Origin of the sequence: Bacillus paramycoides (assembly GCF_038971285.1) — a bacterium.
Lineage (GTDB): Bacteria > Bacillota > Bacilli > Bacillales > Bacillaceae_G > Bacillus_A.
The window spans coordinates 3,398,357-3,412,003 of record NZ_CP152427.1; the positions used below are offsets into that span (position 1 = coordinate 3,398,357).

The 13,647-nt window shown below is 37.2% G+C and carries 16 protein-coding genes; all 16 read right to left on the reverse strand.

Annotated features, from left to right (window positions below; genetic code table 11):
- Positions 1–49: 49 nt before the first annotated feature.
- Complete coding sequence (locus AAG068_RS17470) at positions 50–475, reverse strand: divergent PAP2 family protein (protein WP_048527641.1); 426 nt, start codon at positions 473–475, stop codon at positions 50–52.
- A 79-nt stretch (positions 476–554) separates the two neighbouring features.
- Positions 555–1,496, reverse strand: a complete 942-nt coding sequence (gene rarD, locus AAG068_RS17475; RefSeq protein WP_342715201.1) for an EamA family transporter RarD — start codon at positions 1,494–1,496, stop codon at positions 555–557.
- A 91-nt stretch (positions 1,497–1,587) separates the two neighbouring features.
- A complete protein-coding gene (locus tag AAG068_RS17480; RefSeq protein WP_016086864.1) occupies positions 1,588–1,836 on the reverse strand; it encodes a DUF1294 domain-containing protein in 249 nt (82 codons plus the stop codon).
- A 137-nt stretch (positions 1,837–1,973) separates the two neighbouring features.
- Positions 1,974–2,372, reverse strand: a complete 399-nt coding sequence (locus AAG068_RS17485) for a hypothetical protein (RefSeq protein WP_342715202.1) — start codon at positions 2,370–2,372, stop codon at positions 1,974–1,976.
- A 38-nt stretch (positions 2,373–2,410) separates the two neighbouring features.
- Positions 2,411–2,635 (reverse strand): hypothetical protein, encoded by a 225-nt coding sequence (locus tag AAG068_RS17490; RefSeq protein ID WP_342715203.1) that lies wholly within the window; start codon positions 2,633–2,635, stop codon positions 2,411–2,413.
- Between the two features lie 14 nt (positions 2,636–2,649).
- Positions 2,650–3,699, reverse strand: a complete 1,050-nt coding sequence (locus AAG068_RS17495) for a P-loop NTPase (protein ID WP_342715204.1) — start codon at positions 3,697–3,699, stop codon at positions 2,650–2,652.
- A gap of 72 nt (positions 3,700–3,771) precedes the next feature.
- Positions 3,772–4,008 (reverse strand): molybdopterin converting factor subunit 1, encoded by a 237-nt coding sequence (gene moaD, locus AAG068_RS17500; protein WP_342715205.1) that lies wholly within the window; start codon positions 4,006–4,008, stop codon positions 3,772–3,774.
- Positions 4,009–4,012: 4 nt separating this feature from the next.
- Entirely contained in the window at positions 4,013–4,477 is a 465-nt protein-coding gene (gene moaE / locus AAG068_RS17505) for a molybdopterin synthase catalytic subunit MoaE (protein ID WP_342715206.1), read from the reverse strand.
- Positions 4,458–5,765: a molybdopterin molybdotransferase MoeA gene (gene moeA, locus AAG068_RS17510; protein ID WP_342715207.1), complete on the reverse strand. Its 1,308-nt coding sequence runs from the start codon at positions 5,763–5,765 to the stop codon at positions 4,458–4,460. Before moeA ends, moaE begins: the two co-directional genes overlap by 20 nt.
- Positions 5,766–5,783: 18 nt before the next feature.
- Positions 5,784–6,800 (reverse strand): molybdopterin-synthase adenylyltransferase MoeB, encoded by a 1,017-nt coding sequence (locus AAG068_RS17515; protein WP_342715208.1) that lies wholly within the window; start codon positions 6,798–6,800, stop codon positions 5,784–5,786.
- A gap of 24 nt (positions 6,801–6,824) precedes the next feature.
- Positions 6,825–7,604: a formate/nitrite transporter family protein gene (locus AAG068_RS17520; protein WP_342715209.1), complete on the reverse strand. Its 780-nt coding sequence runs from the start codon at positions 7,602–7,604 to the stop codon at positions 6,825–6,827.
- A 200-nt stretch (positions 7,605–7,804) separates the two neighbouring features.
- The gene (gene moaA, locus AAG068_RS17525) at positions 7,805–8,821 is read right to left on the reverse strand and encodes a GTP 3',8-cyclase MoaA (RefSeq protein WP_342715211.1); all 1,017 of its coding nucleotides are present in this window, start codon (positions 8,819–8,821) and stop codon (positions 7,805–7,807) included.
- 20 nt (positions 8,822–8,841) lie between these two features.
- A complete protein-coding gene (gene fdhD, locus AAG068_RS17530) occupies positions 8,842–9,639 on the reverse strand; it encodes a formate dehydrogenase accessory sulfurtransferase FdhD (protein ID WP_342715212.1) in 798 nt (265 codons plus the stop codon).
- A 16-nt stretch (positions 9,640–9,655) separates the two neighbouring features.
- Positions 9,656–10,000: a DUF2294 domain-containing protein gene (locus AAG068_RS17535; RefSeq protein WP_306182286.1), complete on the reverse strand. Its 345-nt coding sequence runs from the start codon at positions 9,998–10,000 to the stop codon at positions 9,656–9,658.
- A 115-nt stretch (positions 10,001–10,115) separates the two neighbouring features.
- Positions 10,116–10,598 carry a DUF1641 domain-containing protein gene (locus tag AAG068_RS17540; protein ID WP_342715213.1) on the reverse strand — a complete coding sequence of 161 codons (483 nt, stop codon included), beginning with the start codon at positions 10,596–10,598 and terminating at the stop codon, positions 10,116–10,118.
- Positions 10,599–10,610: 12 nt separating this feature from the next.
- Positions 10,611–13,550, reverse strand: a complete 2,940-nt coding sequence (fdhF, locus tag AAG068_RS17545; protein ID WP_342715214.1) for a formate dehydrogenase subunit alpha — start codon at positions 13,548–13,550, stop codon at positions 10,611–10,613.
- Between the last annotated feature and the right edge of the window lie 97 nt (positions 13,551–13,647).

Here is a 13,647-nt window from a genome sequence, read left to right on the forward strand (position 1 = left end):
CTGAATATGTATGAAAACAAAGAAAAGCAGAACATATAAAATGTTCTGCTCATAAACAATATCCCACTCCGACAATTATCCCTACTAAAGCACCAACTACTACTTCATACGGTGTATGCCCAACAAGTTCATTTAATTTCTTATACTCTGTTTGTCTACCGTGAAAAAACTCATTCAAAATTTTTGCTTGTTTACTTACCGCAAGCCTTACTCCTGAGGCGTCATACATAACAATAATGGCAAAAATAGCAGCAATCGCAAACATGGAACTTTCCACGCCTTCCACAACGCCAACACCTGTCGCGAGTGCTGTAACAGTTGAAGCATGAGAACTTGGCATCCCACCTGAAGCGAAAAACTTTGCAAAATCAAATTCACCCGTTTTAACCAATTTAAAGACTACTTTCGTTAATTGTGCTAAAAACCATGAAATTACAGCGGCCATAAGCGGATCATTATGTAAAATTGTTTCCACGTTCTCAGCTCCCTACTAGCTATAATGGAAATCCTATATAGTATCAGTATAAAGAAAAATGCGTAGAAAATACTACGCATTATGATACTTTTGCTGATTTATTTTTTATAAATTTCGGTTGTTTCTGCACTAAGAACTTTGTTTTCGCTACCGAGAATACAAATAATGCAACCCATATACAGAAAAATGCAATCATATGAGTAGAGGTGAAATGTTCACCAAATACGAATACACCTAAAATTAAACTAATCGTTGGCGCAATATATTGTAAAAATCCGACCATATAAAGTGGAATAAGTTGCGCTCCTTTCGCAAAATAAAAAAGTGGTAAAGCAGTAACAATGCCCGCTCCTATTAATAGTAACGTCGATAACATGGAAATAGATCCAAATGAACCGAAGCCATGTGCTCCAGTCATAATAAGATAAATAATTGCAAACGGCGTCACTAACATCGTTTCCATCGTAAGCCCAATTGTCGCATCATAGTTTAACAATTTTTTCGTTAATCCGTATAATCCAAATGAAAAGGCGAGCGATAAAGAAACCCACGGTATAGATCCGAAACGTACCGTTAAAATAATAACTCCTACTCCAGCTAAACCAACTGCAACATATTGCCAAAAGTTTAACTTTTCCTTTAAAACGACTGTACCAAGTAAAATACTAATAAGCGGATTAATATAATACCCAAGACTTGCTTCAATGACATGATTATGATTCACGGCCCATATGTAAACAAACCAGTTTCCGCTAATCAAAACCGAAGCTATTGTTAATGACATTAATAATTTAGGTCGTTTAAAAAGATTCACGAACTCCCCAATAAACTGGCGAAACCTTTTCGTAACACCTAATACTAGTAACATAAAAACGAACGCCCAAACGATGCGGTGTGCTAATATTTCATCTGCAGGAACTTCCTCAACCCATTTCCAATAGATTGGTAGGATTCCCCACATCGTATAAGCACCAGCCGCATATATAATCCCTTTTTTTTGCTGTGCTGATTGACTCCCCATCTTCCTTTTTCTCCTCTTCTCGTTTTTCTCCATTATACGGTCCCGCATGCTCACTTTACCAATAATCAATCTGCAATTCTTTCGACATTTCTCATACAGCAAAAAGTAAACATACTGTTATAACGACAAGTAATGGTATACCGAAAACAAATTTCTTTTTATGAGTTTTATGGTGAAACATATACATACCGATCCAAGCACCAACTGCTCCTCCAGCTGCCGCTGATAAAAACAACGTACTTTCTGGCGTTCTCCACTGCTTTTTCTTCGCTTTTCGTTTATCAAGCCCCATAAGGCTAAAAGCTATAACATTAATAATAATAAAATAAATCCATTTCATCGCTTTCTCTCCCTATGAAAAATTCGCTTAATGGTAACATGAAAAAACGACGGAAACAACTGAAGAACGCTTTTTATTAATTAGTTACCTTCATATTTATATAGCCAATTAAACAGAAAGATGTTATGAGCAGAACCTTATATTTCATTCCCTTCACCCACTACCAAATCATCGAAAAATCTTCTCTCAATCTCTTTTTCATCAAAATGAAGAACTACGATTAGCCCTACATATAAAGAAACGAAATTTAGAAACCATTCGCCATTATCACCTTTGTTAGCTAAACATTTAAATATCTCTTGAAATTGCATACGCTCATCTGTAGCAACAACCGGTCGCACGCCAAAGTATTTCAATACGAGATTCAGCTTCAGTTGCACGGATAATGATAAAATATATTTTAATAGCTTTGTATAATAAACAACATTTTTTTTGCTATATAACGTCACAAGTTTTTGATGTAAATGAGAAATCGATAATTCTTTTTCAGTCACTTGTGTTGCTTCTATTGTTTCAACCATCTTTCTCATATCCATTACATTTACCCCTCCTGAAAAAACAAAGCAAAAAATATTTATTTTATAATCAGCAATAATTGAGTATTTCTCGTCTCTCTTTCTTCTTCACTAACTAAGTCATACTTTTTTAAAAGATGAAAGATATCGTTTAATATTTGCTGCGAATGATTACGTTGCAAAAATCCCTTCAATCCTGTAAAAATCCCTTCCGGTAAAAAACTCTTCTGACTTTCCAGCTTATTCATTACATCTTCCATAGTATGATCGATATTACAAGCCATAAAAAATCCCTCCTTTATCCTTTATAAATAATATCCTCCGCTAACGATGTAAACACTTCTCCTACAAGAGAGTCTTCATCATATACAGATGAACCGTTGTTTTCTTCTCGTTTTGCAAAAGGTATTTGCGCGATCACTTCTGTTTGCAATTGTTCTGCAAGCATTTCGCCTCCACCTTTTCCGAAGAGATAATTTTTCGATCCATCTTGTTCTTCATAATAAGCCATATTTTCCACAATACCTAAAATTTCGTGTTTCGTATGTTTTGCCATAACACCTACTCTAGATGCTACGAATGAAGCTACATTGTGTGGTGTTGTAACGATAATTTCTTGCGCCTGCGGGATCATTGCAGCAACATCAATAGCAACATCCCCTGTACCAGGTGGTAAATCAAGAAGTAAATAATCTAATTCTCCCCAGTGCGTATTCGCTAGGAAATTTTGAATCCATTTATTTAACATCGGCCCGCGCCACATAACCGGGTTATTTCCTTCCGTAAAAAATCCCATCGACATAATTTTAACACCGTGACTAACGACTGGAATTGCCGTTTGATCAATCATCGTTGGCTTTTGATTTGTTTCCATCATAGCTGGAATGCTAAAACCATATATATCTGCATCTAATATCCCCACTTTTTTGCCCATACGAGCTAAAGCAGTTGCAAGATTAATTGTCACTGTTGATTTTCCAACTCCACCTTTTCCGCTCGTTACAGTAATAAATCGTACCCCTGAATCAAGGCGAAGCATGCTCGGCATACCAGTTTCTGTTCTACTATTTTTCTTTAACTTTTCTGTTAGCGCAGCTCGTTCTTCTTGTGTCATAGAACCGAATGTCAAATCTACTTTAGAGGCACCAATTGCCTGCAGAGACTCTTCCACGTCTTGTTGGATTTTTGCTTTTAACGGACAACCTTGAATCGTTAACACTACTTCCAGTTTAACCTTTGTTCCATTTATTTGTATATCTCTAACCATATTTAATTCTACAATACTTTTGTGTAACTCTGGATCCTCTACATGTTTTAATGCGTTCATTATTTGTTCTTGAGTAATCATAGAACTCATCCCTTCTCGTGTTCGAATTTATATACAACATCTTCTTAGCGCTTCATCTCGTGAAAAAGCTTATTACCCTCCGCTAACAGGCGGAATGAATGCGACTATATCTCCAGCTTTTATCATCTCTTCATTTGTTACAAACTCTTCATTAACAGCCACCATCACTCTATCAAGCGATTGTAAACAATAGCTTACTTTGAGCCAATCCTTTAATTGCACTACTGTCATTTCTTGTTTTTCTAAAATGACTAATTGATCCGATCCGACTTCCTCACACAAATTTGCGAACAATAAAATTGTAATCATTTTCTCATTCTTCCTTCTCCGGTTTTCCTTCTGGATATGCCGTATTTTCAAGTTGATCTCCAATCCACATCGTCCCATCTTCCCAAAATTCTTTTTTCCAAATTGGGACAATTCTCTTTATACGTTCAATCGCGTATTCATTCGCTTCATAAGCTACTTTCCGATGCGGTGATGAAACTGCAATAACGACCGCGATATCCATAATTTCTAGCCGTCCTACACGGTGCGTGATTGCTACTTTTGCGTCCGGCCACTTTTCATTTATTTCTTCACCAATTCTCATAAGTTGTTTTACTGCCATCGGTTTATATGCTTCATACTCTAAATGTAGCGTTCGTTTTCCTTTTGTTAATTCTCTTACCGTACCAATAAATGTTGTAATTGCACCTGCTTCTCTTCTTGCAACTTTATTCGTTACTTCTTCAACTACAATCGGTATATCTATAATTTCAAATAGTACTTGTCCCATTAGAAACACCCCTCACTTTATAAAATGTTCCAGGCCATTCACTACCTTCATTATCTTCCAGCAAGAGAACATCTACGAACATATCTTTTTTATAACCTCTCGTACCACCGGGAAGTACAATAAATATATTTGTCTCTGCTAATGAAGAAACCGAGCTAGATTTATCGAACCCTGACGGATAAGCGATTAACTGTCCTTCCTTATATGTCAGTTTTGCTCGTACAAATCTCGTAAATGGATTTGGTTTCAGAAAATCTTCTCCTAATAACGCTTTTTCTCTTTTTGCATGTACTTTTTCACTAAACATATACGTCCGAATACAAGGTCTTACAAACAATTCAAATCCTACGTAACAAGCAGATGGATTTCCTGATAAACCAAATAATAACTTGCCATTTAATTGCGCTACAGTCGTAACACTCCCTGGTCGCATTGCAACTTTATTGAAAAGAACAGATACACCTAATTTTTCATATATAGCTGGCAAATAATCGTAATCTCCTACTGATACACCACCTGTTGTAATGAGCATATCTACTTGGCTTAACGCTTCTTTAACAGCTGTAAAACATGTAGGAAAATCATCGCTAAACTTCCCAAAATATTTCACTCTCCCGCCCGCTCTTCGAGTTTGAGACGATATCATATACGTATTACTATTTCGGATTTTCCCTGGCTGTAATGAGTCATTTACATCCAGTAATTCACTACCGGTCGCTAATAATCCGATTACAGGCTTTCTCGCCACTGGCACTTCACTATAACCGAATGTAGCAAGAAGAGCTGAAATACCTGGATTAATGTATGATCCTTTCTTTGCTAGAACCGTTCCTTTACGAGCATCTTCACCTTGAAAAGAAATATTGTCGCCTTTTTTGAACGATCGCTTCACTTCCATATAATTGTTGCCATCCTTCTCATATTGACGAGTCAGCTCTAACATAACAACCGCATCACACCCATTCGGAATTTGCGCTCCCGTCATAATTCGAACTGCTTGAAACGGACCTACTTTCTCATGGAATAGCGCCCCCGCACCAATTTCACCAACTACTTCAAATACAATTGGCATTTCATAACTTGCTACATTCGTATCTTCTGCCCTAATAGCAAATCCGTCATACGGTGAACGATTGAATGAAGGTACATCATGGTCAGCTACTAAATCCTCTGCTAATATACGCCCGTAGGCTAATTCAATTGGCAATAGCTCCTTTAATCCCTCATTAGCAAATTCCATTACTTTACGAACAGCTTCTTCAACCGTAATTGGCACTCTTCTTTCCATTGTTGACAACCCTTTCTATTAACCGAATACGCGATAATATAATTGTTTCGCTTTCGACATATCATTTGTACCATGAATGAAAACACGACCATCTCGAAAAATAACGACGCGGTAATCATCTAGTTGGCAAGATAGTAAATACGGATTCCGCTCTACTCTCCCTAGTTTTTTTAGTACTTTTTCTATATCGTCAAAATCGTACTTCCTATTTTCTACCGGCCTAATTTGAACTGTATTTCTTCCGCATAAAGCAGCTACCTTCGTTTGGTTTTCGTATGATAAATAAGGATAAGTGCGATTCAAACCGCACGAAGGGCAATCGTCTGTTTTAATTTTTCCTAGTTTTATAAAATGGTTTTGATTACTCCATATATCAAACATGAAAAATGTTTTTCTAATTGCTGAAAAATCATCTACTAAAATTTTGATTGCTTCCGCCACTTGATAGGCTGCAACGATTTGAACAGTCGGACTAATAATTCCAGCAGTATCACACGTCACACCTGTAACTGGAACGTTCTTCAGCACACAATGTAAACACGATGTCTCTTGCGGAATAATTGTATAACTCATACCGTACGATCCAACGCAAGAACCATATACCCACGGAATATTATGTTTTTGTGATAAATCATTGATTACAAATCGAATATCAAAATTATCTGTTGCATCAATTATTACATCTACATTTTTTAATAGCTCTTCCATATTTTCTGCAGCTGCATCCATTACGAAAGCATGTATTTGTACTTCCGAATTAATTTGTCCTAGCCGGTTTTTAGCAGCAATTGCTTTCGGTATTTTCTCTCTCGCATCTTGTTCAGAGTACAATTGTTGCCTTTGTAAATTACTCCATTCAACGTAATCACGATCAATAATCGTCAACTTACCAATACCTGCACGTACGAAACTTTCGGCACTCGCACTTCCTAATGCGCCTGCTCCTACAATTAACACATGTTTATTACGAATTTTTTCTTGTCCTTTACTCCCAATTGGTTTGAACAACTGTTGTCGTGAATACCGCTCACCCATTACATATCCTTCCTCTCACGAACTCTATTTCATATTGGAATGTTGTTTTTGAAAACAAGCAAAGTAAGCAAATCCAACAAATCCAGCTCCTCCAATTACATTTCCTATAAAGACAGGAACAAAATTTCTAGCAAGGTCCATCCACGTCAGATGACCTGCAAAAATAACTGCTGAGATGACAAACATATTTGCTACCACTTGCTGAAATCCAATGACTACAAATGCCATGATCGGGATCCAAATTCCGATTATTTTTCCGATAAAATCACTCGTCCCATAAGCGAGCCAAAGCGCCAAACAAACGAGCCAATTACAACCAATTGCTAAAATTAAAGTTCTTCCAAACGATTCATGTAATTTCCCTTCTGCTATCGCTACCGTTTTATTTAAATAATCTCCCTCTGTTAATCCGCCGAGATGACCGAAACAATACGCTACGAAAATAGCTCCCACAAAATTCATGAAAGTAATCCAAACCCAATTATTTAATACACTTACCAATGTAATTTTCTTTGCATATAGCGCCATAGACAGTGACATCATATTTCCAGTAATTAATTCTCCTCCTGCTAATACGACGAGCATTAATCCAACAGGAAAAACCGCTCCTCCTAAAACATTCACTAAGCTCCCCCAGCGTTCAGGTAAATTACCTAAAACGCGAATGTTAAGTAAAAAACCAAGCGAAATAAACGCTCCTCCTAAAAAACCGAGAATAAGCATTGCTGGCAACGTCTGACTTACTTTTTGAACACCGGCCTCAATTACGAGTTCAGCAATTTGTTCCGGTTTATGAAATGCCATTACTAATTCCTCCATTTTCTCCAAATAAAAAAGCAGCTTCAAAAAACCTCCTCAAAATAAAGGTTTTTGAATGCTGCTTAATTTCTCTGCACATCTTTTACAGAGATATCAATCATCACTTTTACTATAAAATAGAAAATCTACAAACATTGCACATTTTCCATTTTGTATATACTTCATCATAGTGTCACTTTTATATATCAGCCACCGATATGTGACATTTCAATTTTAGGTGCTCTTTTCTTACTTGTATGACTTAAACGTTCATCTGAATAACGATCTTCTCGGTTGTTCCATATATCACGTACGATATCTGTTATTTCCTCGTCTGTGTAACTAGATCGAAGTAATTCTCTCAAGTCATTTCCTTTAGAAGCGAACAAACAAGTATATAATTTCCCTTCTGCAGAAATACGTGCTCTCGTACATGAGGAACAGAAGGAATCGGTTACTGATGAAATGATACCTATTTCCTCTTCACTTCCAATATAACGATAGCGAGTTGCAACCTCACCTGCATAATTCGCTTCTATCCGTTCTAATGGCATAACTTCATGAATGGCATCTACTATTTCTTGTTTAGATACGACCTCTTTTAACTCCCAACCGTTATAATTTCCAACGTCCATATACTCAATAAATCGAAGAATATGTTTATTTCCCTTAAAGTATTGCGCCATCTGCAAGATGTCCTGTTCATTTTTCCCCTTTTGAACAACCATGTTTATTTTAATTTTCATACCGACTTCAGCTGCAGCCTGTATTCCTTCCAGAACCCTTTGTACTTTGCTTCTCTTACCATTCAAATAGAAAAACCGCTCTTCTTCTAAGGAATCTAAACTAACTGTCACACGTGATAAACCCGCCTTATATAAATCAGGAGCAAACTTTTTCAGTAACGATCCATTGGTTGTTAAACCGATATCCTCCACACCATCCACTTTATTAAGGCGCTCAATAAGCTGCGGAAGACCTCTTCGCAGTAACGGTTCTCCGCCCGTAATTCGTAACTTTCTTACACCTAAAGAAACAAAAATACGTGTTATCCTTTCAATCTCATCAAAAGATAAAATTTTATCATTAGACAAAAACGAATAATCAGGACCAAATATTTCTTCCGGCATACAATAACGGCAGCGAAAATTACAGCGATCAGTAACAGAAATACGTATATCCTTTAAAGGACGTTGTAGTTTGTCTAATGTGGCAGATTTCATATTTATTGCCTCGCTTTTACTTATTTTATATTTAAAACACGCTCTGGATGCGTATATACGTTTAAGGATTGATTCCGAATAAATCCTATCGTAGTAATACCTAATTCTTCTGCTAGCTGCAAAGCCAACTCAGTTGGAGCTGATTTTGAAAGTATAATTTCACAACCAATCTTTGCAACTTTCAATAATATTTCCGAAGAAATACGACCACTAAAAACAATGATCTTATCGCTTATAGAAATATTATTTTTTAAGCAATAACCGTAAATTTTATCTAACGCATTATGTCTACCGATATCCATTCGGCTTAAAATAACGCCATTCACATCACACAAAGATGCATTATGAACGCCACCTGTATGATGAAATGTCTCTGCAGATTGCTGCATTTCTTTCATTAATCGAAAACAGTCTTCTGCAGCAACCTGTACATGTACGCCATTCATTTTTTTCGCACTTAATGCATCATTTGCAAAAACAAACCCTTGTCTACTCATGCCACAACATGAAGTAATATAACGTTTATTTTGCATTTGTTCGTAATATGGATTCAATTTTGCCGCCGTGACATGTACAAACCCTTCTTTCTCTTGTACCCATATGTCATCAATATCTTCATATTTCCGAATGATTCCTTCAGATGCTAAGAAGCCTATTACCATATCTTCTATATATTCTGGAGTACTAACCATTGTAACAAACTCCTGTCCGTTCATCTTAATCGTGACTGGAAACTCTGTTACAATGCTGTCCTCTATATGCTTAAACATCCCTTGTTCATAGCGAAAGATTTTTCTTTGTACCTGTATCGGCTTCACGATCAGTATCCTTCTCTCACGTTATATTTTTATCGAAAACAAATACCGAAACTGCAATATCTTCTTCTACTTTCATATCTGAAAACAAATTCACTAATTTCGCTCCAACAAGTTCCTCCAAATGTTCACGAGAATTTGCAGCATACACTTCTTGAATCATTTTCGTTCTAGCCATATGAACCATTTCCGAACCGTCCATCGTACTTGAAATGAATTTTTCAGTGGGTGTTAAGTTTCCATAAAGGGTCGCAATCGCCATATTTTCAGCAAAAACAGTATGAATTCGTTCCGGTCCTTTTCCGAAAAGTTCCTTTCGAAGTTTTCGTATCATATCATTAAATTCATGTACTTTTTTTGACATACAATTATACCTCCCAAAAGCCTCATTTTACTTTATTATATATTTTACCAAAATGATCTTTTCGCCCAAACTATTTCGCACAAATATTCGGGCGAAAAGATTCACTTCATGAAGGTTATTCGTCTTTTAACCCTTTACCCATGCCTTTTAAGAAATGAAGCCCAAACCCGATAGCACGGTTAATGTCTGGGTCTTTTAATACTTTCATAAGATCGAATACCCCTACTTTTTTATTACTCTCTAGATGTTCATTACCTTCTTCTAGCCCTACTAATAAGCTACCTATAAGCTTTTTTGTAAGTTCTGGATTAAGTTCTATTAAAGCACCCGCAGCACCCATCATATTATTAATTAAATTTGTAACAGGTTCACGAGTCACTTGGCCAAGAACAATCTTTGCGATTGGCTCTTTCGCCTTTAGCATAGAATTTGCAGCTTCTAGCATTCCGATGTCATTTAATTCACCGACAATATTAAACATTTGATTTAAAGCTTCTTCATTATTAGCTAGAAGCTCTTTTAAATCATCTAATTTTTGCTGTTTTATTTCTTCCTCAGTTAATTCTTGTTTTTGAATCATTTTTATAGGTGCAGCCATATTTTTCTCCTCCTACTTATCCGTTAAATGCACATACCCTGGACGTGCCCACTTACGCTGTACCTCAATGCCAGCTTGAGGGTGACGTTTTTTATTACGCGGGTTCGCTTTCGGCATCGGATTTTCACCATCAACTTCTAGCACTTCCATACGCACTTTCGTCTGTTTATAAGCAGGTGTGTTCGTACGCGTATCAACTGCAGGACCTGTTAAGAAATTAATCGCTGTTTCATTATCTGTAGAGTTCATCGGTAAATATAACTCATTCGCTTTTACACGGTCTGTTACAAGTGCACGTAATTTTAACGCTCCAAAAGGAGAGATAAGACGAACTAATGAACCGGTTTTCACTCCACGTTCTTTTGCAAGCGCTGGAGAAATTTCAACGAAAACGCCAGGTACTTTCGTTTGAATACCTGTTGATTTATTTGTCATATTCCCTTCATGGAAATGCTCAAGCATACGACCGTTATTAATGTGAAGATCGAACTCCGCTGGGAATTCAGCTGGACGTACCCAATCAGCGATCGCGAAACGAGCTTTTTTATCCGGGAAGTTAAATCCATCTTGGAAAAGTAATGGTGTATTCGTACCATCAAAGCTTCCCCAATGGAAACTATTCCATCCTTCCAGTACTTCATAGTTAGCTTGTGAGAATAGTGGTGATAAGCTTGCCATTTCAGCAAAGATTTCACTTGGATCGCTATAATTCCAGTTTGCACCTAATTTATTCGCAACTTCCTGCACGATCCACCAGTCTGGCTTCGCATCTCCAAGAGTAGGAAGCACTTGATACAGTCTTTGAACACGACGCTCTGTATTTGTGAACGTACCTTCTTTCTCAAGAGACGGCGCTGCTGGTAATACAACATCTGCATATTGAGCAGTTTTAGAAAGGAAAACATCTTGCACAACGAAGAAATCAAGGCTTGATAACACTTCGTGTACGTGGTTCGCGTTAGAGTCTACAAGAGCCATATCCTCTCCGACAAGATACATAGCTTTCATTTTCCCTTCGTCAATTGCGTGCAACATTTCAATATTATTAAGACCTGGTTCACTATTAATGTTCACTCCGTAAGCCATTTCAAATTTTGCACGTTCCATATCGTTCGTAACGTGCTGATATCCAGGAAGCCATCCTGGTAAAGTACCCATATCACAAGCACCTTGTACGTTATTATGACCTCGAAGCGGATATGCACCAGCACCTGGACGACGATAATTACCAGTTGCAAGAAGTAAGTTTGAAATTGCAGCGGAAGTATCAGATCCACCTGTATTTTGCGTTACTCCCATACCCCAAAGGATACATGTACCATCTGCATCACGAATCATTTCAGCCATTTGAATAAGTGTTTCTTTTGAAATACCAGTCATTTCTTCTGCATATTCAAGTGTATATTCTATTAGACTCTCTTTGAAATCTTCAAAGAAGTTTACATTCTCATCAATAAATCGTTGATCGTGCCAGCCTTGATCAATCATATATTTCGTAACAGCCATTAACCATACTTGATCTGTTCCTTGTTTTGGACTAATAAAGACGTCTGAACGCTCTGCCATTTCTGTTTTACGAAGATCAGCCACAATTAATTTTTGTCCGTGTAATTTATGCGCACGTTTAATACGTGTAGCTAAAACAGGATGACCTTCTGTCGGATTACAGCCTACAATAATAACAAGACCGGATTGTGCGATATCTTTAATCGTTCCAGCATCTCCGCCCATACCAATTGTACGGAATAATCCGTCTGTCGCTGGTGATTGACAATAACGTGAGCAGTTATCAATATTATTCGTTTCAAATACTTGTCGAGCTAATTTTTGAATCACATAATTGTCTTCATTTGTAATTTTTGATGAAGAAATAAAACCGATAGCATCGTTACCGTATTCTTCTTTAATCGATCCTAATTTACTTGCAACTACATGTAGTGCTTCTTCCCATGTAGATTCAACAAACGTTCCATTTTTACGAATTAAAGGTTTCGTAATTCGTTCTTTAGAATTTACGAAATCCCAACCGAATTTTCCTTTTACACAAGTAGAAATTGCGTTAACCGGCGCATCAGAAGAAGGTTGTACTTTAAGGATTTTACGCCCTTTCGTCCACACTTCAAATGAACAACCTACACCGCAAAATGTACATACTGTTTTCGTTTTCTTCGTACGAGTATCACGCATAGCGGCTTCCACTTCTGATACCGCAAAAATGCCGCTATATCCAGGCTCAACTTCTTTAATTAAATCTACCATCGGTTCAAGAATATCTGGTTTTAATCCCGTCATAAATCCAGCTTCACCGAGCATCGTTTTTTCCATTAAAGCGTTACAAGGACAAATGGTTACACATTGACCACAGCTCACACATGAAGAATCATTAATATTTACTCCTTCATCCCAAATAACTCGTGGGCGTTCTGCTTCCCAGTCTATTGATAACGTTTCATTTACTTGTAAGTTTTGACATACCTCGACGCATTGACCACATGCAATACATTGATTAGGGTCATAGCGATAAAACGGATGCGTCATATCAACTTCACTTACATCTACTTTCGGTTCATAAGGATATTTTTGATGTTCGATTTCCATTAATTCTGCTGTATTATGCAGTTTACAGTTCCCATTGTTGTTGTCACATACTGTACAGTATAGTAAATGATTTTCTAATAACCGATCCATCGCCTCTGTTTGTGCTTCTTTTGCACGGGCAGAATTACGTTCAATATTCATACCTTCTGTCACTACTGCCGAACAAGAGCGCATTAACTTTCCGTCAACTTCTACAATACAAGTGTCACATGTTTGAATAGGATCTACTTCTGGCACGTAACAAATTTGCGGATGTTCAATCCCGTTCTCATTAATCACACCCAATATCGTTGAACCGGGCTCCGCTGTATACTTTTTTCCGTCAATTGTAATATGAACCATGTTGTTATTCATGGTCTTTCCCCCTTTTTGAGAATAAAAAAACTCCACCACGAAAATATACGCACCACATTTCGGCACGTTATTATCATGGTGGAGTAGTTTATTAGCA

Bases quoted from the DNA above. Each gene is read 5' to 3' on its own strand.
- rarD (WP_342715201.1), bottom strand. From the start codon at position 1,496: ATGGGGAGTCAATCAGCACAGCAAAAAAAAGGGATTATATATGCGGCT.
- AAG068_RS17480 (WP_016086864.1), bottom strand. From the start codon at position 1,836: ATGAAATGGATTTATTTTATTATTATTAATGTTATAGCTTTTAGCCTT.
- AAG068_RS17485 (WP_342715202.1), bottom strand. From the start codon at position 2,372: ATGGATATGAGAAAGATGGTTGAAACAATAGAAGCAACACAAGTGACT.
- AAG068_RS17490 (WP_342715203.1), bottom strand. From the start codon at position 2,635: ATGGCTTGTAATATCGATCATACTATGGAAGATGTAATGAATAAGCTG.
- AAG068_RS17495 (WP_342715204.1), bottom strand. From the start codon at position 3,699: ATGATTACTCAAGAACAAATAATGAACGCATTAAAACATGTAGAGGAT.
- moaD (WP_342715205.1), bottom strand. From the start codon at position 4,008: ATGATTACAATTTTATTGTTCGCAAATTTGTGTGAGGAAGTCGGATCG.
- moaE (WP_342715206.1), bottom strand. From the start codon at position 4,477: ATGGGACAAGTACTATTTGAAATTATAGATATACCGATTGTAGTTGAA.
- moeA (WP_342715207.1), bottom strand. From the start codon at position 5,765: ATGGAAAGAAGAGTGCCAATTACGGTTGAAGAAGCTGTTCGTAAAGTA.
- AAG068_RS17515 (WP_342715208.1), bottom strand. From the start codon at position 6,800: ATGGGTGAGCGGTATTCACGACAACAGTTGTTCAAACCAATTGGGAGT.
- AAG068_RS17520 (WP_342715209.1), bottom strand. From the start codon at position 7,604: ATGGCATTTCATAAACCGGAACAAATTGCTGAACTCGTAATTGAGGCC.
- moaA (WP_342715211.1), bottom strand. From the start codon at position 8,821: ATGAAATCTGCCACATTAGACAAACTACAACGTCCTTTAAAGGATATA.
- AAG068_RS17535 (WP_306182286.1), bottom strand. From the start codon at position 10,000: ATGTCAAAAAAAGTACATGAATTTAATGATATGATACGAAAACTTCGA.
- AAG068_RS17540 (WP_342715213.1), bottom strand. From the start codon at position 10,598: ATGGCTGCACCTATAAAAATGATTCAAAAACAAGAATTAACTGAGGAA.
- fdhF (WP_342715214.1), bottom strand. From the start codon at position 13,550: ATGAATAACAACATGGTTCATATTACAATTGACGGAAAAAAGTATACA.